22 protein-coding genes are annotated in these 22,395 nt (G+C 45.5%); 6 read left to right on the top strand and 16 right to left on the bottom strand.

Going from position 1 to position 22,395, the window contains the following annotated elements:
- Positions 1 to 10: 10 nt before the first annotated feature.
- The 13 genes from L0659_RS20075 to L0659_RS20135 all read right to left on the bottom strand — a co-directional run bounded on the left by L0659_RS20075 (position 11) and on the right by L0659_RS20135 (position 12,204).
- Positions 11 to 961 carry a hypothetical protein gene (locus L0659_RS20075; protein WP_235128372.1) on the bottom strand — a complete coding sequence of 317 codons (951 nt, stop codon included), beginning with the start codon at positions 959 to 961 and terminating at the stop codon, positions 11 to 13.
- A 21-nt stretch (positions 962 to 982) separates the two neighbouring features.
- Positions 983 to 2,146 carry a hypothetical protein gene (locus L0659_RS20080; protein WP_235128373.1) on the bottom strand — a complete coding sequence of 388 codons (1,164 nt, stop codon included), beginning with the start codon at positions 2,144 to 2,146 and terminating at the stop codon, positions 983 to 985.
- A 25-nt stretch (positions 2,147 to 2,171) separates the two neighbouring features.
- Positions 2,172 to 2,354 (bottom strand): response regulator transcription factor, encoded by a 183-nt coding sequence (locus tag L0659_RS20085; RefSeq protein ID WP_235128374.1) that lies wholly within the window; start codon positions 2,352 to 2,354, stop codon positions 2,172 to 2,174.
- Between the two features lie 139 nt (positions 2,355 to 2,493).
- Positions 2,494 to 3,144, bottom strand: coding sequence for a response regulator transcription factor (locus L0659_RS20090; protein ID WP_235128375.1), 651 nt, complete (start codon positions 3,142 to 3,144; stop codon positions 2,494 to 2,496).
- 309 nt (positions 3,145 to 3,453) lie between these two features.
- Positions 3,454 to 4,572 (bottom strand): P1 family peptidase, encoded by a 1,119-nt coding sequence (locus tag L0659_RS20095; protein WP_235128376.1) that lies wholly within the window; start codon positions 4,570 to 4,572, stop codon positions 3,454 to 3,456.
- Positions 4,573 to 4,656: 84 nt separating this feature from the next.
- A complete protein-coding gene (locus L0659_RS20100) occupies positions 4,657 to 5,595 on the bottom strand; it encodes a DUF4249 domain-containing protein (protein WP_235128377.1) in 939 nt (312 codons plus the stop codon).
- A 40-nt stretch (positions 5,596 to 5,635) separates the two neighbouring features.
- Positions 5,636 to 8,002, bottom strand: coding sequence for a TonB-dependent receptor (locus L0659_RS20105; protein WP_235128378.1), 2,367 nt, complete (start codon positions 8,000 to 8,002; stop codon positions 5,636 to 5,638).
- 221 nt (positions 8,003 to 8,223) lie between these two features.
- On the bottom strand, positions 8,224 to 8,715 hold the full coding sequence (gene folK, locus L0659_RS20110) for a 2-amino-4-hydroxy-6-hydroxymethyldihydropteridine diphosphokinase (RefSeq protein ID WP_235128379.1): 492 nt from the start codon (positions 8,713 to 8,715) through the stop codon (positions 8,224 to 8,226).
- 88 nt (positions 8,716 to 8,803) lie between these two features.
- Positions 8,804 to 9,043 (bottom strand): 50S ribosomal protein L28, encoded by a 240-nt coding sequence (rpmB, locus tag L0659_RS20115; RefSeq protein ID WP_026632020.1) that lies wholly within the window; start codon positions 9,041 to 9,043, stop codon positions 8,804 to 8,806.
- Positions 9,044 to 9,135: 92 nt separating this feature from the next.
- Positions 9,136 to 9,822 (bottom strand): response regulator transcription factor, encoded by a 687-nt coding sequence (locus L0659_RS20120; protein ID WP_235128380.1) that lies wholly within the window; start codon positions 9,820 to 9,822, stop codon positions 9,136 to 9,138.
- Complete coding sequence (locus L0659_RS20125; RefSeq protein ID WP_235128381.1) at positions 9,823 to 11,073, bottom strand: sensor histidine kinase KdpD; 1,251 nt, start codon at positions 11,071 to 11,073, stop codon at positions 9,823 to 9,825. It abuts the gene before it with no gap.
- Between the two features lie 42 nt (positions 11,074 to 11,115).
- Entirely contained in the window at positions 11,116 to 11,961 is an 846-nt protein-coding gene (locus tag L0659_RS20130; protein WP_235128382.1) for an N-acetylglucosamine kinase, read from the bottom strand.
- Between the two features lie 3 nt (positions 11,962 to 11,964).
- On the bottom strand, positions 11,965 to 12,204 hold the full coding sequence (locus L0659_RS20135) for a cytochrome b5 domain-containing protein (RefSeq protein WP_082216741.1): 240 nt from the start codon (positions 12,202 to 12,204) through the stop codon (positions 11,965 to 11,967).
- Between the two features lie 138 nt (positions 12,205 to 12,342).
- On the opposite strand from L0659_RS20135, the gene L0659_RS20140 reads away from it, so the two are divergent.
- The 3 genes from L0659_RS20140 (at position 12,343) to L0659_RS20150 (ending at position 14,910) form a co-directional block, all read left to right on the top strand.
- Positions 12,343 to 12,798 carry a hypothetical protein gene (locus tag L0659_RS20140; protein WP_235128383.1) on the top strand — a complete coding sequence of 152 codons (456 nt, stop codon included), beginning with the start codon at positions 12,343 to 12,345 and terminating at the stop codon, positions 12,796 to 12,798.
- 103 nt (positions 12,799 to 12,901) lie between these two features.
- Positions 12,902 to 13,921: a thiamine-phosphate kinase gene (gene thiL / locus L0659_RS20145; protein ID WP_235128384.1), complete on the top strand. Its 1,020-nt coding sequence runs from the start codon at positions 12,902 to 12,904 to the stop codon at positions 13,919 to 13,921.
- 125 nt (positions 13,922 to 14,046) lie between these two features.
- Positions 14,047 to 14,910: a hypothetical protein gene (locus tag L0659_RS20150; protein WP_235128385.1), complete on the top strand. Its 864-nt coding sequence runs from the start codon at positions 14,047 to 14,049 to the stop codon at positions 14,908 to 14,910.
- A 75-nt stretch (positions 14,911 to 14,985) separates the two neighbouring features.
- On the opposite strand, the gene L0659_RS20155 is transcribed toward L0659_RS20150, so the two are convergent.
- Positions 14,986 to 15,816, bottom strand: a complete 831-nt coding sequence (locus tag L0659_RS20155; protein ID WP_235128386.1) for an aminotransferase class IV — start codon at positions 15,814 to 15,816, stop codon at positions 14,986 to 14,988.
- A 139-nt stretch (positions 15,817 to 15,955) separates the two neighbouring features.
- Between L0659_RS20155 and L0659_RS20160 the strand changes: the two genes are divergently transcribed.
- Positions 15,956 to 16,927 carry a polyprenyl synthetase family protein gene (locus L0659_RS20160; RefSeq protein ID WP_409019296.1) on the top strand — a complete coding sequence of 324 codons (972 nt, stop codon included), beginning with the start codon at positions 15,956 to 15,958 and terminating at the stop codon, positions 16,925 to 16,927.
- A gap of 26 nt (positions 16,928 to 16,953) precedes the next feature.
- Positions 16,954 to 17,574 (top strand): rhomboid family intramembrane serine protease, encoded by a 621-nt coding sequence (locus L0659_RS20165; protein WP_235128388.1) that lies wholly within the window; start codon positions 16,954 to 16,956, stop codon positions 17,572 to 17,574.
- Here the strand turns inward: L0659_RS20165 and L0659_RS20170 are convergent.
- Together L0659_RS20170 and secA are read right to left on the bottom strand one after the other, a co-directional pair.
- A complete protein-coding gene (locus L0659_RS20170; RefSeq protein WP_235128389.1) occupies positions 17,554 to 18,225 on the bottom strand; it encodes a phosphatidylserine decarboxylase family protein in 672 nt (223 codons plus the stop codon). The two genes, L0659_RS20165 and L0659_RS20170, sit on opposite strands and share 21 nt — an antisense overlap.
- Positions 18,226 to 18,359: 134 nt before the next feature.
- A complete protein-coding gene (gene secA, locus L0659_RS20175) occupies positions 18,360 to 21,707 on the bottom strand; it encodes a preprotein translocase subunit SecA (RefSeq protein WP_235128390.1) in 3,348 nt (1,115 codons plus the stop codon).
- Positions 21,708 to 22,002: 295 nt separating this feature from the next.
- On the opposite strand from secA, the gene L0659_RS20180 reads away from it, so the two are divergent.
- Positions 22,003 to 22,236, top strand: a complete 234-nt coding sequence (locus L0659_RS20180; protein WP_235128391.1) for a PspC domain-containing protein — start codon at positions 22,003 to 22,005, stop codon at positions 22,234 to 22,236.
- Positions 22,237 to 22,395: the final 159 nt, after the last annotated feature.

Genomic DNA, 22,395 nt, shown 5'->3' on the forward strand with positions numbered 1-22,395 from the left:
ACCGGTATTTTTACGGCTGGTTCTTTTGCAGCCCCATTAACCGTTCCGTTGCTTTTGCCTTCATATCCTTATTGGAAGTTGAAAGCTGCAAGCCATCAAAAATCTGCTTGGCCTGATCGTAATAGACTTTCCGATCATTTTTCCGGAGATTTCCCTGCGTCAGAAGCTGGTAATATCCCTCTGCCTCCGAATAGCGCAACCATTCCCGGTAAGTGACCCCGGTGCCGCCTTTCGCGGCGAGACATTCATCCAGTTGCTTTTGAATTGCAGTAACGTCCCCGCCGCCACCGCCGCCTGATTTTGATGCTTTGCAATTATCCAGATCGCGTTGCATTAGGGCCAATTTGGTCTGCAATTCTTTGGCAGCCGGATCTGCACCACCTCCTCCTCCACCGCCGCCACCGCCGCCACCTGCGAGAAGCTGGCGTTCCATGCTTTTTATTTCGAGATCTTTCATATTGATCTGATTTCGCAGATCGTTCACCACCTGGACGTCAATTCCTTTGCTATCCAATGTCCTGCGGAGCTCGCTGATTGTCTGGCGATAGGTTACCAATGCTTCCGTCAGCTTTGCGATGCCGGTGGAAAGTCGTTTATTCTGTTCGTGGGCCGCTGATCCTGCTAATGTATTGAAATGGCTCATGATTGAATTGATACGGCTTTCTATGTCAACCAATTGGGTTCTCGCCGTGGCCTTTGCCATTTCGTCCGATGCGCTGCTGTACAGGCCGTCGAGCTGGATAAGCTTTCTTGAAATCAGGCTCAATGTGTCTGTATCCACCAACATGGCAGACTGTTCGTCGACAATCTGTTTGTAACGTTTTGCTTCGCTTTCTGCGACAGAATCGGGGACGCGCATGAGCAGGAAAACTGCCGCGATGGGGAAAGTGAGTGATAGTGCATACATGCCAACGAACCTTCCTATCGCCGATTTTCGCTGATTTTGATTAACAGGCTCCATTTTAAATTTCGTTTGCTTGGTTTACAATGGGCTCCACCGCGACTTAGTCTTTTCGGGCTGCACGGGTGGTTCGTGGACGGGGCTTTCTATGATAAATACTTGCTGTCCTTTGCGCTTGCCTATGAATTCGAGCTGGCTTAGTTTCAGGAATAATGCTGACCACATGCTGAAAAACGCATCCATTGTTTTAAGGCACGGCAAAATTTCATTGTGGTTATAAGGGACCTGGATCACTGCCAGGATCTGCTTTTCCAAACTCCCCGGCGAATCGTCCGCCCATTCGCCCAGGTAACCCAGTAACTCCTCTTTTTCCCTGTCTGTCAAACATTCCAATGATGTTCTGATGCTCTGGACTGCCTGGATCAGCGCGACAACCATCTGCACCGGCGGCTGGTACGGAACCAGTCTTTGGTAATGGATATTGGTTGTTGCGAACACATTGACCAGCCTTTCTACCAGCGCCTGAACGCTGTCCGACAATGTGCTTTTCTGGCTTTTGACCTTGATTTTCTGTATGATACGAAACGAATACATTTCAATATCATTCAAATATCCGCCAAACCGGTTGTACCATTCACGCAATGCTTTGTGGCTTTTTACAGCCTTGCAAGCCGGGATAAAATCGTGCAAAACGCGCAATTCCGAATTGTTATATTCTATTTTTCCAACGACCAGACTTGGTCCGCCCCATTGGTCCATATGAATAAGATCCGCGGGAACCAGACTGATCTGTGACGTGGGCGTAGTGTGTGGGTGCCTTACAGGGATTTCGTTTTCAACAGGATTGCCTACAGGCTGTCTTTCAAATAAATTACTGCTGATAACAATGTAAAAAAGCTGATTTTGTGCTACGGGTAATCTGTATTGTTCGATGACCTGCGTTAATGATGTTTCCAGTTTTAAATCGTCCGACGGCTTTACTTCCAATGGCGTTCCATCGGGTGCAATGGCATTACATTGTTCTATCTTAATCCTGATCTGCAAGCTTGCATCACCCAGTATCTGCATTTCCAGCGACTCATTGTTATTTGCCGGAAGCAGCAATCCGTAATTCAAGGCAGTTTGAGCATTGGCCTGCGCCCGGCGAAACTGATCAGCGTGGTAGTTGTCTGTTTCAACAAAATGTTGTCGTGAGATTTTCATCCCATCCACCCAATTGACTGCCAGGTGCCGGTTATCTGCCATGCCTTTATAATGTTACTGGTAAATGCTACATTTTCATTGCTGCCCTGACAAGGCCTATCACCGATTTCACCCCAAACTTCCTGAACAAACTCCGCCGGTACGATTCGACCGTTGAAATGCTTACATGAAGTTTATCCGCGATCTCTTTGGAGCTGAGTTCATCCATGATAAGATCCAGAATTTCCTTTTCGCGCTTTGTCAGTTCCATAATTGAAATACTTAGACAAAGTTGACTCGCCGGAAGCGCTATTTCAATAAGCAGATACCCTGATTTTTCCTGGTTTTTACCCTGATTTTTTTAAGGGTTTTTTGGGCGAAATTAAGGGTTTCCCATGACGGGCCTGTAACTAGACCACACCCATTCTAACTGCGATCTTGGTTAGCCCAACGGAATTTTTCACACCTAATTTCTGGAAGAGGTTCCTGCGGTGTGTCTCCACTGTTTTGTCACTGATACATAGCTCATTAGCTATCTTATTGGTGGAATATTCGCTAGCCACCAGCCGGAGGATCTCGACCTCTCTTTTACTCAAAAAGTCGCGTGCGGTAGGCGCCGGATCTTGTATCAGGCTTTCGGGTGAGCTTTCGGCCAGTTTGAGCATGACCTCCTGACCGTAATAAACTTTGCCTTCGGAAACCGCCCTGATAGCCCTTTCCCATTCGTCGAGTTCTGCGCCAAACACAATGTATCCCGAGACGCCGGAGCGTACAACTTCCCTCACAGAATCGCCGGTTGGGCTTTGTGCAAGCAGCAGGAATTTCAGATGAGGGTAAATTTTGCGGAGTTTTAAAATCTGGTCCGATGTTTTTTCAGCGTGATGATCGAATACAACTGCGATATCAATGTCCTTCAAATAAGGCAGCTGGCTGAAATTTTCCAGGCTTGTGCATTTCCCCACCAACTCAATGTAAGACCTTCTCCTCAACCATTCAGCAACTGCCTCGCACTCGAGTGGATGCGGATGCACCAAGCATGCATGTGTAGTGGAATGTTCCATGGTTTTGTTCGGGATGTGGATGAAAAAGTACTGTTCAAAGGTAAGCTTTCCGCGCTTTCACAGTCAATACGTGAAAGTACAGAATGAAACGGGTAAGACTACTTGATTTTACGAAAAGCGTAAATCTATATGATTCTCACTATCAGTCAATAACATTAGTTACCGATCCTGAAAATTAAAGGTAAAACCTTAGTGGTTTACACTGACTAATTAGTATATACGTTGCTTTTTACGAAGGACAATTGCGTACAATTACTATGCAAATCGGGTATAATGCCTGAACAGTAAACAGCACAATTTGTGAAGTTTTTATTTCAACCTTCCATATTTTCTCATGATGTCAAGAAGCTGCTCTTTTGGGAGTTCTTCCACTTTATGACCCTGGGTTCCTTCCATAGTCTGCGCCATCACGAGCGAATTGATAATGGCTTCCTCCGTGGACTCAATAACCGCCAGGAATAGCGGGCTGATGGCATCATTATGAAGATAAGTTGCGCCAAAAGTACGTTCCGGGATTTCGTGAAGCATGCGATTAGCCGTAGAAAAGACAATGACGTAATCTCCGCTGCCATTGGAAGCAATCCCGCCGGTCTGTGCCATGCCCATGATTGCCCGCTTGGCAAGTCGTTTCAGGTTTCTGGCATCCAAAGGCGCATCCGTAGCCATCACGATCATGCACGAACCATCGGAAGTTTTATCCAGTGATTCTTTAAATGCGAATTTCCCCAGCTCCTCTCCCACCGGAACGCCGTTCACTTTCAGCACCCCGCCGAAATTCGTTTGTACTAACACACCCACTGTGTAGCCGCCAAGATTGGCTGGAAGTTTTCGGGAAGCCGTTCCTATGCCGCCTTTAAAATTGAAACAGACGGTTCCTGTTCCTGCGCCTACATTGCCTTCTGCAACAGGGCCGTTTTGCGCCTGCGCCAATGCATTGAGCACATGCTCCTTACGCACGTGACGCCCGCGGATATCGTTCAGAAAACCATCATTGGTGTCTCCAACAACGGGATTCAGGGATCGGACATTTTCGTTTCCCTGCTGGCCCAATGTCCAGTCAATGATCGCGTCGGCAACGGTGGGGACGCTTAATGTATTGGTTAAGAGGATTGGCGTTTCAATGCTGCCAAGCTCCTCAACCTGGGAATAACCGGTTAATTTCCCAAAACCGTTTCCGATGTAGATCGCCGCGGGCACTTTCGCCTGAAATATATTCCCATCGTGCGGAATGATCGCCGTCACTCCCGTACGGACGTCAGCGCCTTCACGCAAGGTGACCTGCCCCACCTTTACGCCGCCCACATCCGTAATCGCATTGAGCGGGCCTGTTGGTAATACGCCGATCTTGATGCCGAGTTCCCGGGCACGCTTTTGAGCAAGGACTGGCATTGAAAAAAGGACGAGGAGGATCAGTATATTCCGTTTCATGACATTGTTTTAAAAAATGAAATATAAACAAAAATCCACTGGTAAATACGCTTACCAGTGGATTCAATAGGGTTTTTGCAAAGATTAGTCTTCGTCCGGACGTGCCTTTTCAGGATCAATAATGGTTTCTTTCCGGCTTACCGCAGATGTGCCAAACAAACCCAGCGCCTTAGGGCCTTTGGGGTCCGCATTGACAACATTGGATTTAATGTTCGAGATCGGCACCGCAAAAAGTCCGCCGTTTGCGGCTTGCTCACGGATTTGTTTCAGATATTCAAAGGTTTCGTTTGTGATGCTGTGTAATTCGACACCGACAGATGCACCCGCTGAATAAAGCGAGTCCGTTGTAATTGATTCACGAATCGGAAGGATAAATATCAGCCCGTCAGAAGGAGCGCCTGATCCGAATGCAGCGTCGTATGCAATAGAAATAGTCACTGCTTTTTCAACTTTCGGTTTTCCGTTGATGAGCGGTTTGATCCAGTAAGTGTCCCCTTCACCCACAAAATCCCGTGCGTAAAATTGGGCTACATAGCCTTCTTTCGGCCCCTTATCCGGCTCAAATGGTAACTTTTCTTTACGATAAACAATGGAATCTACCTGCGGAACGCGTTTCAGCTCGCTGGATGCGGTATAAGTGTTGGTTTCGTTTACGATTTTTAAATTATAGGTTCTTCCTACCCGACCCAATGTATCCGCATTGGTTTTCCCCCATACATACTGACCATTTCCAGCCAGGTCTTCGAATTTATAAACCTTGCCTTTATCATCCGTAACCGTTACTTCCGCTCCTAAAACCGGTCGCGCAGGACCATTGTTGAAATAACTCGCCGACCAGGAAAGTTTGATCGTCTGCGGGCCGCCTTCATTGGTGATCCAGCCGTCCACAACAAGCTGGTCAGGGCCGGTTTCTGTTTCCAGGTCGATCACGTCTTCGCAGCCTGTCATTGCAACAAACATGGCGAAAAACAATGCTAATAACCCTAAATGCTTCATATTTGAAATTTTTGAGAATCTTTTCATGGCAACAATTTTCATCAATGTGATGGATTTGATCTCTTTTTTAGAACTTGAAATTGTAAGTAATGGCGGGTATAAAATTACCAATCACAGAGTAACGAACGGCCTCCGTCCTGAGCGGCGTATCTTCATTAGCGCGGGTGTACACCGAGAACGGATTGCGGCGATTGTATACATTATAGACGGAGAACACATATTCGCCCTGGCCCACTTTGAACAATTTCCTTTTGGATTTCAGCGTAGCAGCCAGATCCAGACGATGGTAAGCCGGAATGCGGTTGTTATTTCTTGCGCCATCATAATTATTGCCGATCGGCCAGCCGCCCCACTCGTAGCGGTTCGTAGGGAATGTTGCCGGTGTGCCGGATGTAATGGTGAAGTTCGCCGAAAGAGACAATCTCTTGCCCATTTCATAAATCGCAACGGACGTGAAATTGTGCGGTTTATCAAATCTTGCCGGGAACCAGTCGCTGTTGTTGATGGTTTCCACAAGCCTTTCGGTCCTTGATAATGTATAGCTGATCCAGCCGGTTAACCTTCCTTTGTTCTTTTTCAAATAAAACTCAGCGCCGTATGCTCGGCCTTTTCCAAAAAGCAGGTCGCCGGCCACAAACTCATTCAACAGCAATTCCGACCCTGGGACGTAATCGATCTGGTTATACAGCTTCTTGTAATACACCTCCACAGAAGCTTCGTACGTATTATTTTTGAAATTCTGGAACCAGCCTAATGCAACCTGGTCAGCCTTTTCAGGCGCAATGTTCATCGAGCTCAGCGTCCATACATCCAGCGGCGAACTTGCGGCTGTATTGGATAGTAAGTGTAAATACTGCGCTGTGCGGTTGTAACTGGCTTTAATAGATGCATCCGAGGTTATACCAATGTTCAATGACGCCCTGGGCTCCCAGTTTCCGTAACTTTTGATCACGTCTCCTTTTTTGTAAGTTTTGCCAGGGAACATTGGATACTTGCGCTGTCCTTTGTCAACTTCCAGATAATCATACTCAGTGCCCGGGCCTAAGCTCCTGAAATAAGAATAACGCACACCATATTGAAGCGAAATTTTATCCCCCAGCTTCTGCTCGTTCCCTATATATAATGCAGATTCATCAGCATAACGCGGTTCCAGGCTAATGTCCGTGTTTTCTCCTTCCGAAACGGCAATGGCTTTTCCAGGACGCGTGTCGTAGTAAATGTATTGTCCTCCGAATGTCAGCTGGTTGTTTGGTGTAATATAAAATGTAAAGTCGGGCTTAATGCTCGTGCTGATGATCTTTGATTTCCAGTCAAACTTGTCTTTTGCGTCCGGTTTGTTTTGGTTTTGACCCAAATTGTAATCGTAATTGCTGTAATAGCCAGTTAGGTTCATGAATAACTTATTCGAAAAAACGTGGTTCCAGCGCGCCGTTGCCGTGGCATTGCCCCAGCCAAAACCAAAATCACCTCCGCCGAAAACATCTTTCCCAAAATAACCCGATGCAAAGAATGTGTCTTTGTCACCAATTTTATAATTCACCTTGGCCGTCAGATCGTAGAAATAGAACTTGGAATCTTTCAGGTCTGAATTTAAAAATGGTTTTGCCAAAACATCAATGTAAGACCGGCGACCGGCAACAATGAATGAGCCTTTTCCTTTTGCAAATGGCTGCTCATAAGTCAATCTTGAAAAAATAGTCCCGATCCCGCCATTAATCTCCCGTTTTTTAGCATTCCCTTCTTTCATCCTGACATCCAGAATGGAGGAGATCCGGCCGCCATAAAGCGAAGGAATCCCGCCTTTGATCAACTTTACATCCTTCACCGCATCAGGATTGAAAACGGAGAAAAAACCAAATAAGTGAGACGAATTGTAGACCGGCGCTTCATCCAGGAGCACGAGATTTTGAGATATATCCCCGCCACGAACATTAAAACCCGACGCGCCTTCACCAACGGAAGTAACCCCAGGCAGCAATTGAATGCTGCGGATCAGATCCACTTCGCCTAGTAATGCAGGCATTTTTCGGATGGTCTTCATTTCCACCTTATTCACAGACATTTCAATGCTCTTCACATTCTCGTCTTCCTTTTGAGTTGAGATTGTGACTTCCTGCAAATCGGTGCTTTCATCGGACATTTCAATGCTGACGGTTTTGTCTGCATCCAAATTGACCGTCTTTTCTACTTTCTGATATCCTATATAGGAAAACACCAGCGTGTAATTTCCCGCAGGCAAGGTCAGGGAATAAAATCCGTAAGGGTTCGTTACGACGCCGGTTTCCGCTTCGCGAACGTAAACGGAAACCCCGATCAGCCCTTCACCATTTGACTGGTCTTTCACATAACCGCTGACCGTTTGCCGGTTTTGCGCAAATGCGCTGACACAAAAGAAGAAGAAGAGAATAAATGGAATGAGTACTTTGTTTTTCATGGGCTTTAATTTCATTATTGAACTTTTCCTATTCTGATGACAACCATAGAGACGTATACCCTCTGTAAATACTTCAAAAGTTTTTATGAGCTTCATGCTAGGAGCTGGTAAAGCACGTGTAAATCAACTTCATATAACAGAAAAAAGTGATGAACTTGCCAAAAAAGAGAATAAGTGGCCAAAACTTAGAAACCGGAGGCCCAAATAGAAATAGTATTTTTTTATGAAAATTTTGATACAACACCATTGTCGCTGCACATTTCGAGCAATTCAAGCGAAGTTTTATTCAGGAGAGGATTTAAAAATTCAGGGGCAATTTCATTGAGCGGAATCAGGTTGAAAAGGCGATCTTGGAGGCGTGGGTGGGGTAATGTGAGCCGGGCGGTGTCCAGCACCAATGCATTGTAATACAGCAGATCAATGTCGATCACGCGGGCTCCCCAGCGCTCGTAACGCAGGCGGCCGAGCTCGTGCTCAATGTCCAGGATGAACCTTAAAACTTCTTCGGGAGCAAGTTCCGTTTCCACGCGGATTACCTGGTTCAGGAATGCAGGCTGATCGACCAGGCCCCAGGGTTCTGTTTCGTAGATCGAAGATTCGCTGGTTATCGGTCCAACTCTTTTTGCAATTTGTTCTCTCGCGGATGCAAGCACAGCCTGCCTGTCGCCCAGATTCGAGCCTAGTGAGAGAAAAATGCTTTCAGAACCAGCCATTCCTGCGATTATGATGAGTGGAGCGCACGGCGCATGAAAAAAGGACTTCCCGGATAGGAGAAGTCCTTTTTAAAACTCGTAAATATTTTTAGAACGTAAGCGTTCCTTTGTCGTATGCTTTTTGAATCGTTGCTTCGATACCATTCTTATTGATAGTACGAAGAGCAGAAGTAGCTACTTTCAACGTAACCCACTCTCCTGTCGAAGGAAGGAAGAAACGTTTCTTTTGCAAATTCGGGAAGAATTTACGCTTCGTTTTATTGTTAGCGTGAGAAACGTTATTTCCAACGCGAGTTCTTTTACCTGTAATTTGACAAACCTTAGCCATAACCTTACTTTTTTTCCAAATGAGGGTGCAAAGATGCGTAATTAATTTTTTTTGAACAAACTTCTGTAAAACAAATTTTGAAAAAAACCGGCTTACCACCTCATTCTGAACCCTACGCCGTGAATATTATCAATTTTAATGTCCGGATCGGCCGATAAATACTTCCTTAACCTGGAAATAAAAACATCCAGGCTTCGACCCATAAAATAATCATCATCGCCCCAGATCGCCTTTAAAAGCTCATCCCGGCGAATTACCTGATCAGGTCTTTCTGCCAGATATTTCAGCACTTCCGCCTCCCGGAATGTCAGGTTTTGACTGCTTCCGTTGATGCCTAATGTTAATTTCTGAAAGTCGAAAGTGTATTTTCCAACCTTGCTCGAATCGGCTTTGGTTGCCAGCGGCTGCTCGGATTTGCTGCGGCGCAGGAACACGTCAATGCGCAATTTGAGCTCTTCAATGCTGAATGGTTTGGTAATGTAATCATCGGCGCCGAGTCTGAGGCCTTTGATCTTGTCTTCCTGCAAAGCGCGGGCGGTCAGAAAAAGGATGGGGACTTGGCTGTCGGAATTTCTGATTTTCTCTGCCAGGGTGAATCCGTCCATTTTAGGCAGCATAATGTCCAGCACGCAGATATCGAAATGGTCCTTCCCAAAATATTCCAGTGCTTTAATGCCGTCCGGCGCATGAACTACGTCATAATCATACTCTTCCAGATTATCTTTCGTCGCAAATGCCAGGTTCGGATCGTCCTCGACGTATAATATTCGTTTTTTCATTTAGGCTTGTTTCTGAGGAATTGATATTTTAAATGTGCTCCCTTTCCCAAGCTCGCTTTCCAGATCCAGCTTCCAGCTATGTGACCGGACGATCTGTTTCACGTAACTCAGGCCTATGCCAAATCCTTTCGCATTATGCACATCGCCATAGGGAATGCGGAAAAACTGGTTAAAAATCTTCTTGCGATATTCCGGCGCAATGCCAATCCCGTGATCCTGAACCGCTATAACCAGGCATTTACCTTTATTATAAGTCTCTATCCTTACATCGGGCGTTTCGTTGGAATATTTTAATGCATTGTCAATCAGGTTATTGATCATGCACCTGAAGTGAAATGGGTCTGCTTCGATCAAAGTGTTTCCGGCACGGTTCAGGAATGTAATTTTATTCTCAAATGGCAGCAAAACCGATTCGATAATATCCTCCGCGCGCATGACTTCCTTCTGTAATGTCAATGCATTCCGTTCCGCTTTGGCCATCGAAAGCACCATTTCCACTTGTCCCTGCAACCGTAAAATCTCGTCCTGTACAATTTGAACATAGCGCTTATGGCGGATGGGCTGGTTTGCAATGTTATCAGAATTCAAAACATCCGCCGCAATGCGAATGGTTGAAATAGGCGTTTGCAACTCATGGGTCATATTATTGACAAAATCACGCTGCACTTCCGACAATTGTTTTTGTCTCAAAATCACAAAAAGCGCATAGGCAAAAAAGGAAACGGCGACTAAAACCAGAATAGACGACCAGATCGCCCCATCAATGGTGCCCGCAAAATACGTGTCCTGCTCAGGAAACCGCACACCGAAATAGTAAGGATATTTATCTGTCTTGATCCAGTTGGAAGTGGGCGTCGGGATCTTATCATTGTTTTTGGTGCTCAGCGACATGCCGTAGCGCATCCGGTTGGTCGTGCAATCGTAAATCCCAACCTCGAAATCGGTGATCAGGTTATTTTTTTGAAAGCTGTCTTTGATAAAATTTTCCAGCAGATCCGGCTGCGTGGTTGCATTGGTATTCACCAGAAAATATTGAGGCGATAACTGCTCCACAGGATTGACGCTCTGCATCACACCATTCACTTTCGCGAGTTTGGTGGCTACATCCTGCAAGGCAACGTGCGCGTTTTGGTTAAATTCCCTGTGCCTGAGATCCAGCGCCTGCTTCACCCAATAGATCTGCGTAATCACCACACCTATGATGAGCAGGGCAGAAAAAACGGTGAGGGACTGAATGGTACGTCGTGACATTGCGCAGGATTAACGTTCGTTGCTTTGTTTATTGTGGACACATCATGAATAATACTGCAAAAGTCCTTCCAGCGGTGAGCGCAGAATGCGTCCGGGCTTCAATTTCAGGGTTTCGAGCACATTTTTTAAGATATCCTGATAGTAATAGGCAACTGATCCTGTAAAATGAATAGGGACGGTTTGGGCTTCCGGGTGTTTACAAATGTATTTTTTTGCAAAAATGGCAAAAGCGCTCCATACCAGGTTTTCGAGAAAAGGATCTGCTTTGTTTTCTGCTATAAAATTTGAAAAAGAGGCGAAATAGCGGTTAGGATAGGGTTTTTTGTAAGCTTTATCTAAAACAGATAGCCTGTTGACCTCTGGAAACTGAGCGGCAAACTTTACATATAAATGTTCCGGCAGCTCATTTTGCAAAAAGTAAACAACCAAAGTTTTCCCTAAATAAGATCCGCTCCCCTCGTCACCCAGCCAGAAACCCAGCGATCCAATAGAACGCACAATGTTTGCACCGTCATAATAAGCATTATTCGCACCCGTTCCCAAAATACAAGCCAAACCCGGCTCATGCCCGCACAACCCACGCGCAGCACCCAGCATATCCGAAGCAACCTCAATCGTGCTGGCAGAAGAAATACATTTAGTTAATGCATCAAAAACCGGCTTGCCAGTCTTTTCGTCCGCACAACCTGCCCCGAAAAAGTAGATTTTATCAACCGTTCCGATCAGATTGGGAACTACTTCCTTTTCCAGAACCGGAATGATTTCCTCAGCGGTTTGGTAAAACGGATTGATTCCGGCCGATTGGAACGCATGCTCTCCTTCCGCGTTTTTTAGGACCCAGTCTGTCTTTGTGGAGCCGCTATCGGCGATTAAATATGAATGCTGCATGTATTATTTTTCCTGTGACTGCAATTTTCCGATGGCACTGAAACGCTCGAAAACTTTTTCGGTGTGCGGCGCGTCGCCCAGCTCTTTGGTAAGGTCCTGGCCTGCCCAATGTTCATAATGATGCCCGTTTCGCCAAAGTCTGGATGATCCTACATCATAGATAATGCCTTTATATGCGCACCAGATTTCCTCCCGGTCCTGCCCGTTTCTGAGCGCGAGCTGCGCTTTTGTATATTCTTTCATTACTGCCATTTAGCCCGCAATTTAGCGATTACGGATTTTCGGTTCGAAATTAAAAATGATCTTGAGTGAATATTTTGATAATAAGACTAAAATGTAAGAACTTGGCGTTCTGTTACAGAAAATCCAAGAACCAGAAATATGAAAAAAAGTTACTCTTTAATTTGGTGTACAATACTGGCACTTACCCTGATTGCAACCGGATGTAAGAAAAAAGTAAAACCCGTATCAGAACGCATTGCGAAGGCGTGGACGGCAGAATCTGTGAAGCACGGGGCAACGGTTGTTTACACCAGAGGAGGATCCACCAATGCTGTTCCGGCTTACTCGGCTTTCAGGCTGACATTGAATGATGCATCCGGCACAAAAACAGTTTCCTACACGGAGTTCGACGGCAGCACATTCAGCGGGAGCTGGGAACTGGACGGTGATTCCAAGCTGATCCTTAAAGAGTTGACTCCACAACCAACCGGAAGCGGCGGGACCGTTGAATTTACAATCACATCCCTGGACGATGCCAGATTGGTTTTGACAAGATTGAAAACCAGCCCAAAAACAGGCGGAACGATCAACGAATACACATTAAGCAATCCATAATCTTCTCCATTGGCATTTTCAAAATGCTTTTGAGATAAACCATCATATAGCGAAGCCATTTCTACCAGGAAGTGGCTTCGCTTTTTTTAGCTAATTTTGCACCATGGAAACAAGAACTGAAATAAGCAGCCTGGGTGAGTTCGGGCTTATAAAAAGAATAAACAGCGGAATAAAAACGACATTGCCGGATACGATAAGAGGAATTGGTGACGACGCTGCGGTGATTGACACGGGCGAAGAATATGGCTTGCTATCATCCGATCTGCTGCTCGAAGGCGTGCATTTTGACCTGACCTTTTTTCCTTTGAAACATTTGGGTTACAAAGCCATCTCGGTGAATGTTTCGGACATTGCTGCCATGAATGGCATTCCCAGACAAGTGACTGTGAATCTGGCATTAAGCAACCGGTTTTCACTGGAAGCAATAGATGAATTGTATGAAGGAATGAAAGTGGCCTGTGCCGATTTCAATGTGGACCTCGTTGGGGGCGACACTTCATCGTCAAGATCTGGCTTGCTGATTTCCGTAAGCGTTTTTGGGAAGGTTAAGAAAGATAAAATCACTTACAGAAACACGGCGAAACCCAATGACCTGCTTTGCGTTACAGGCGATTTGGGCGGCGCTTATCTGGGTTTGCAACTGCTTGAAAGAGAAAAGCAGGTTTTCCTGGCTAATCCTGATATGCAGCCCGAACTGGAAGGAAAAGATTACGTGATCCAGCGCCAGCTTCGGCCGGAGGCGCGTATGGATGTGATTTACGAGCTGGCGGAAGCTGGCGTGCTGCCCACTTCCATGATCGACGTTTCGGACGGACTGGCTTCGGATCTGCTTCACATATGTGCGCAATCGGGCGTGGGTGCGGTGGTTTTTGAAGAAAGGATTCCGATTGACGAACAAACTTACCTGGCGGCTTCGGAGCTGAACATTGGACCGATCACTGCGGCGATGAATGGTGGCGAAGATTATGAATTACTTTTCACCGTTCCGCAAGCGTCTTATGATTTGATCAAAAATAATCCCAAAATTAGCTTCATAGGCTACATTACGGCTGATAAAGAAGAAATCGTGCTTCATACCAAAGGTGACAGCCGCGTGCCGATCACGGCCCAGGGTTGGAGCTGAAAATCTGACAGCGCATTACGAAAGCATAGCCAATGGTTATGCTTTTTTTGTTGCGCAACCATCGGAAGGCTTTGCTCGTATTCACGACAAACCAATTCATCTCTAACAATAAAAATTTGAATCCGATGAAAATCTTCAACCTTTCCCGCACAGTATTTGCCCTGGGATTCCTTATGTCCCTCGTCATAGCCTGCTCGGACGATGACCCGGACACTGATCCGATCCCGGCGGTTACCAACGACATTCAGCTAAAAGACAACTCCACATTAGGAAAAATCTTGACTGATAAGGATGGCAAAACATTGTATTTTTTTACAAAAGATGCAGCAGGAACGTCCACTTGTTCAGGCAATTGTGAAGTTACCTGGCCTGTTTTCGCCATTGCAGACATTAGCAAGCTCAAAATCGACGGCGGACTGACAGCAGGCGATTTTGCAAACATTACCCGTGCTGACGGCAAACCACAAACCACTTATAAAGGATGGCCTTTGTATTATTATAAAAATGATGCAGCGGCCGGTGAAGCGAATGGTGAGAATGTAGGTGGAATATGGTTTGTCGCCAAGACGGATTACACCATTATGCTTGCCAATACGCAGCTTGTGGGCCTGGATGGCAAGTCTTACAAGCCCGATCTGACCGAAGGAACGGGTGAAACACAGTTTTTTGTAGACGACATGGGAAGAACATTATATGCGTTTGCCCGTGACTCGTCGGGAATCAACAACTGGACGACTAATGACCCTGAAAAAGACAAAACCTGGCCTATTTATGGTGCAGACGAGATCAAGGGCATTCCATCCGGTGTGGATAAAGCATTGTTTTCGACCATTGATGTTTTTGGCAAGAAACAACTTACGTATAAGGGATGGCCGCTTTACTATTTCGGGCCGGATGAAATGAAAAGAGGCATGACCAAGGGCGTCAGCGTTCCAAGACCGGGCGTTTGGCCCATTGTAAACAAGGATTCACCGAATGCGCCTAAATAAATTTTGCTGATTACGAGAATCGAAAAGTGGCGAGCATCTGGCTCGTCACTTTTTTTTATTTGCCAAAAATCAATCTTATTTGCCCCAGTCTGCAACCATTTTTTCGAATAACTGCTGCAAAAAAAGCGTCCGTTTTCCTGCCTCTCCATTGCCGACAGGCAGATCGCCGATTTGAACAACAGGCATTACCCATTTGGTCGTGCTGGTGGTGAAAACTTCGTCCGCCAAAATCACCTCTTTATACAAAACCGGCCTGATCTCCACTTCAAAATGCGGCTTGGCAAGCTCCATAACCACCTTTCTTGTAATGCCTTTGAGAATGTTGCGATCCGAAGTGATGAGCTTATCGCCCTGGAAAATGAAAATGTTGCTCCGCGTCAGCTCGCTGATTTCGCCTTCTTTATGGAAAAGCAGATCGGCCGCTTGCTGGCGCCTCAGTTCGTCGGCCATCAAAACCATGTGCACGTAATTCGTGGTTTTCACTTCCGGTAAGTCGCGTACATAGTCATAAGGCAATACCTTAATGCCTTTCAAACGCCCGGCAGGGTTATCCTGCGGCAATGCTTCGGTCCTTATTAAAAAATTAGGCTGCACAACATTTACGCTGTCCGGCGCATAACCGCCGGTCAATACAAAACGAAAAGCAACTTCCTGCTCGCCCGATAATGCATGCAGATCGGCCAGCACTTTCTCCGTTTCCTGTTGCGTGATTGGCAATGTTAGTTTCAATAATCTTGCTGAATTCTCAAACCGCTGCCAGTAATCGTCCCAACGGAAGGGAATACCATTATAGGTCCTGAAATAGTCAAAAAGCCCAAAACCACGGAGCAATCCTAGATCATTGGTTTTAAAAATCGGACTGTCGATAGGAAGGATTTCTCCGTTGAAATACTGGTGAAAGGGCATGCTGAATGAATTAATATATGATGGGCGGAATCTCAAAGTTATTAATTTTCCCTACTTTGCATACATATCTGATCAAATCACGACGTTACTATTTTACCCGTCAGATTTATCTGAACGGACTTTTTTTACTCTGCGAATGATTAAACCCGAACAATTACTGCAGACGCTGCAAATTGAATTTGAGAAACAATCTTACGGCGAACATCCCATTGAGCTTTACGAGCCTATCCGCTATATTATGTCGCTTGGCGGGAAACGTTTCCGTCCGTTACTAACATTGCTTGCCGCTTCCATATATTCCGATGATTGGGAAAATGCCGTTAAACCAGCCATGGCGGTGGAGGTTTTTCACAATTTCACATTAATGCACGACGACATTATGGACCAGGCCCCGCTGCGAAGAGGCAAGCCCACGGTCCATGAAAAATGGAATTCGAACACTGCTATCTTGTCCGGGGATGTAATGCTGATCCGCGCATATGACCTGCTGCTGGACATTCCCGCTGAAAAGCTGCGCCGTGTTTTGGAAAGATTTAATAAAACAGCTGCCGAAGTTTGCGAAGGACAGCAGCTGGATATGAATTTTGAAACGCGCTGGGACGTTACCGAAGAGGAATACCTGGGCATGATCCGCCTGAAAACGTCGGTTTTGCTGGGTTTTGCATTGGAACTGGGCGGCATTATTGGTGGGGCCGATGAAGAGTCCATTCAGCTTCTGTATGCTGCGGGCGAAAATATGGGAATTGGTTTCCAGCTGAAAGATGATCTGCTGGACGTTTATGGCGATCCTGACAAGTTTGGTAAGCAGGTTGGCGGAGACATTATTTCAAATAAAAAGACATTCTTACTGATTGAAGCATTGTCCAAAGCAGACCACGATGCCAAAACCGAACTGGATAAATGGATTGGTCTGGAAAGTTTTGATAAGCAGGAAAAAGTGGCTGGCGTAACGGCCATTTATGAAAAACTAGGCATCCGCGCATTTACGGAGCAGAAAATTCAGGAATATTTTACCAAAGGGCTTTCCAGTCTGCACGCGCTGAAAATAGATGAAGACAGAAAACAACCCTTGCTGCAATTTGCTGAGCAGCTGGTGGAGCGAGAAAAATAACAGCTATTAAACATTCAAAACAGAACATGTCAATAACCCTCATACTCGTCATTATCACGTCCGGCATCAGTTATTATGCATTAAACAATTACAGTTTAATGGAAAAACTGATCCTGAATCCCTACAAAGTCACGCAGCGCAATGAATATTACCGTTTTGTAACATCCGGTTTTGTTCACGCCGATTTCGGGCACTTGATCTTCAATATGCTCAGTTTGTGGTTTGTAGGAGAAGGAATTGAGCGGCTTTTTGCCATGCTTTTCGGACCGAGCGGAACGATCTATTTCCTGTTCCTTTACATTGTCGGGATCATTGTTTCTGATATTCCCACATTTTTAAAACATAGGAATAACTCTAAATACAATTCCCTGGGCGCTTCCGGAGGCGTTTCGGCTGTGCTCTTCGCCGCAATTCTTTATTCTCCGTTAATGCAGGTTTGTCTGTATTTCTTTATCTGTATGCCCGGATTTATCTTCGGTTTGCTCTTTTTAGGATATTCGTTTTACGAATCCAAGCGTGGCACGAGCTATGTGAACCATAGCGCACACATGGTTGGCGCGATTTTCGGATTTGTATTTATGGCCGTGGTTTATCCCAGTGCAGTTCCCGGATTTATACAGCAGATTTTAAGCTGGCGTATTTTTTAATTCAGCCAGTACAGTTACGCTGCCCACTGTTTTATCCTGCAAATTAACCTTAATCTCTGCATCCAGTGGAAGATAAATGTCCACGCGTGAGCCAAACTTGATAAAGCCCATTTCGGTGCTTTGCTCAACCTGATCGCCTTCCTTCACATACCAGCGTATGCGGCGGGCGGCTGCGCCTGCAATTTGGCGGAAAAGGATTTCAATGCCTTCAATCGTCTTGATAACGACTGTTGTGCGCTCATTAGCGGTGCTGGATTTGGGATGCCAGGCAACCAGATAAAGTCCGGGATGATATTTAAAATACTGGATCACCCCGCTGATCGGGTTCCAGTTGATATGTACATTAAGGGGAGACATGAAAATGCTGATTTGTCTCCTTGGACCTTGGAAATACTCACTTTCAACAACTTCTTCAATCACCACCACCTTTCCATCGCACGGAGCGATAACCTGGCGGTCACTTTTATGCACCACGCGCTTTGGCACGCGAAAAAACTGAACAACGAGGAAGAAAACGATCACACTGCCAATTAACACCAATCTCGGGATCCAGTAGCCATCCGGAAGGAGGTAATGTATGCCTAAGTTTATCAGTATCAATATGATGGCTGTAACGGCCATGATGGTGTAACCTTCTTTGTGCAGTCTCATGCAGGGTTATGTTTCGTTAATGACTTGCTGTAAAATACAAATATCGTATAAATACTGATTTCCTTTCAATCAAAAGCCCTGCCAATCCATTCAGACGGGCAGGGCTTTACAATTTATTAATGCATTGCGACCGATTATTCGATCACTACACAGTCTCCGTTTTTCACTTCCTGCTCCACTTTTTTGAATTTCACATCACGCAAAATCCGACCGTCGCGATACTGAACAGACACTTTCTGGTTCCTATCGGCAATTTTAATGGTGCGAACAGGCTGCGCTTTCGTCGTGGACTCCATGTTGCGAGCGTACTCGTTCGGGCCTCCGTCGAGTTCAGCGTCAAAGTCTTCTTCACGGTTGGTATGCAATGCGGGGGCCGGAGCCGGGCGACGCACGGTTTGTTGCACCGCAGTTGCCGGAACTTCCTCTTCCTGAGGAATATCTGCCTTCATCAGGAAGGAGATCATATCAAAATTCACCTTGCTCAGGAAGCGCTTGAACAGCTCAACTGATTCAAATTTATAGATCAGTAGCGGATCTTTTTGCTCAAACACAGCATTCTGAACAGATTGTTTCAAATCGTCCATTTCACGCAAATGCTCTTTCCACTCCTGGTCGATCAGCGAAAGCACGATGGCTTTTTCCATTTCGTTCGTGATCTCTTTTCCTTCGTTCTCAATAGCCTTTTTCAAGCCTACAACAACGCCAGTCTGACGGATTCCGTCGCTGAAAGGAATCATGATCTCGGAAATGGTTGCACCGCGTTCTGCATTGATCGAGCTTAAAACAGGCAGTGCTTTTCCTGCTATCGCTGCATTTTTTTCCTGATATTGCTTTTCAGCCGCATCATAAAGTTTCTGCGAGCGATCGGCGGGCCGCATCGAACCGTATTCCGACTCGCTGTAAGGCACTTCCATACCCAATGTTGTGATCACTGCCAGTTCAAGCTCTGCATAAGAATTTGCTGTGCTTACCAGCTCATCGCACACATCATATAATGTATTGGCAATGTCAACAGCCAGACGCTCTCCGAACAATGCATTGCGACGACGCGTATAAATCGCATCACGCTGATAGTTCATCACATCATCATATTCCAAAAGACGCTTCCGCATGCCAAAGTTGTTTTCCTCAACCTTTTTCTGCGCACGTTCGATGGATTTGGTGATCATTCCACTCTGGATCACCTCGCCTTCTTCCAATCCCATTCTGTCCATCACCTTCGCCATACGATCGGAACCGAACAGACGCATCAGGTTATCTTCCAATGAAACAAAGAATTGCGATGAACCCGGGTCACCCTGGCGACCGGAACGACCGCGCAGCTGCCTGTCTACACGACGGCTTTCGTGACGCTCCGTACCAATGATCGCAAGTCCGCCCGCTTGTTTCGATTCCGGCGTTAGTTTAATGTCCGTACCACGACCAGCCATGTTGGTTGCAATGGTCACAGTTCCCGGCTTACCGGCTTCCGTTACCACTTCTGCCTCACGCTGGTGTTGCTTGGCGTTCAAAACCTGATGTTGGATTTTTCTTAATGTAAGCATCCGGCTGATGATCTCGGAGTTTTCAACCGAAGTTGTACCCACCAAAACCGGCCTTCCGGCTTCCACAAGCTCTACAATTTCGTCCGTTACCGCATTGTATTTTTCACGAACCGAACGATACACTTTATCTTCATGATCTTTCCGAACCGCATTTACATTGGTAGGGATTGAAACAACATCCAGTTTATAGATTTCCCAGAATTCTCCCGCTTCTGTCTCCGCTGTTCCGGTCATACCGGCCAGCTTGTGATACATACGGAAATAATTTTGAAGGGTAACCGTCGCATAAGTTTGCGTTGCATCTTCAACGCGCACATTTTCCTTCGCTTCAATTGCCTGGTGCAAACCGTCGGAATAACGACGGCCATCCATGATACGACCCGTTTGCTCATCGACGATCTTCACCTTTCCGTCCATGATCACGTATTCCACATCTTTTTCAAACAATGTAAATGCTTTCAAAAGCTGGTTAACCGTGTGGATACGGGCTGTTTTTACAGAATAGTCGCGGATTAATGCTTCTTTTCTGATAATACGTTCCTGCTCATTCAATGATGCATCTTTTTCAATCGCATCCAGATCAACCGCAATGTCAGGCAGAATAAAGAAGTTAGTCTCTTCCGATTCGCCGGTGAGGAAGTCAATTCCTTTTTCTGTTAATTCAATGCTGTTATGACGCTCGTCAATGGTGAAGTAAAGCGGCTCATCAGCCACAGGCATCAATTTCTGGTTTTCAGCCAGATATATTGATTCCGATTCCTGCATTAATGCCTTAATACCCGACTCACTCAGATATTTGATCAAAGGCTTGTATTTTGGCATTCCGCGGTGCGCACGGAACAAGGATAATGCTCCTTCTTTTTTGTCCCCGGCTGCAATTTTCTTTCTGGCGTCGGTAAGGAAATCCATTGCCAGCTTTTTCTGAGCCTCAACTATGCGTGAAACGCGGGGTTTCAATTCCAGATATTCCTGCTCGTCACCTCTTGGGACTGGTCCGCTAATAATCAACGGCGTACGCGCATCATCAATCAAAACGGAATCGACCTCATCGACCATCGCGAAGTGGTGCTTGCGCTGAACCAGTTCTTCCGGCGTACGTGACATGTTGTCACGCAGATAGTCGAAACCAAACTCGTTGTTGGTTCCGTAAGTTAATGACGCTTTATATGCATTGCGGCGCGCAATGGTATTAGGCTGGTGGCGGTCGATGCAATCGACGCTCATACCATGGAATTCAAAAAGGGGCGCATTCCATTCCGCATCACGTTTCGCCAGGTAATCATTCACAGTTACAATGTGAACGCCATTTCCGGCTAGTGCATTAAGGAATGCAGGAAGTGTTGCAACAAGTGTTTTACCTTCCCCGGTCGCCATTTCAGCGATTTTACCCTGGTGCAAAACCACACCACCGATCAGCTGCACATCATAATGCAGCATGTTCCATTTAATAGGCTGGCCAATTACATCCCAGGTTGTATTCCAATATGCCTTGTCGCCTTCGATAACAACATGTGACTTTTTGGAAGCGACTTCCCTGTCGAAAAAGGAAGCAGTTACTTCCAGTTTTTCATTCTCTTTAAAGCGACGGGCCGTTTCCTTGACGATGGCAAAAGCTTTCGGCAGAATATCCAAAAGAATTTTCTCCAATTCTTTATTCCGGTCCAGGTCCAGCGCATCAATTTTCTTAAAGATCGCTTCTTTACTATCGACATTAGGTTCATCAGCAGCCTGTTGTCTTAAAGCTGCAATCTGATCATCGATGGATTTCAGGTTGTCTGCTATATGTTGTTTCAGGCCTTCCGATTGAGCCCGCAGGTCGTCATTGGTTAGGGAAGTCAGGAGTGCGTATTCGGCATTGACTTTATCAACGTAGGGAGTCAGTTCTTTTAAATCCCGTTCTGATTTTGTGCCAAACAGCTTTGAAAATATTTTAAACATGATTTTAGTATATGTTTTTAACCGATCATTTACAGAAAAATAATTGAGCCCGTCCGTATAATCGTGTCAGATTGTCAGCAAAGCTATCATTTTCAAACTCAAAGGTAATTCATTGCAAATAGTATTGTATATCAATCAGAAGAATCCTAATGTAACTCTAATGTTTTTTTACCGTTTGCTCAAACAAATCAAGCGCCCATTCTCAGACGATAGAACCGTTTATACCAAATTTTTTCAACTACTATGCAATACATAGTACCTTTAAATCATCAAAGAAAAATAAACAGACATAGCCATGAACAACAACAGATTATTCCGCAATACAAGCAGTAAAGTTATAGGTGGCGTAGCATCCGGGATCGCCGATTATCTGGACATAGATGTAACGATTGTCAGGGTCCTTTTCGTTTTGGGCGTTTTCATTCCAGTCACATTTCCGATCATCCTCTTTTACATTGTTCTTTGGATCGTAATGCCGGACGGCGCCAAAAGGCATAAAACACACGAAGAACATCGGATTTATTCATAAAAATATTAATGATTCCATCAGTAAGACTAGGTAATTGCAAACCACCGGAAAACAAATTCCGGTGGTTTGTTGTTTTATGATTAATTGCTATTTTTACCAATGGTATGCAGGCATACTATTCTTTAAATGCCTGTGATTGCTTTAAATTAAAATCAGACA

This window comes from Dyadobacter sp. CY347, from assembly GCF_021502655.1.
Classification (GTDB): domain Bacteria; phylum Bacteroidota; class Bacteroidia; order Cytophagales; family Spirosomataceae; genus Dyadobacter.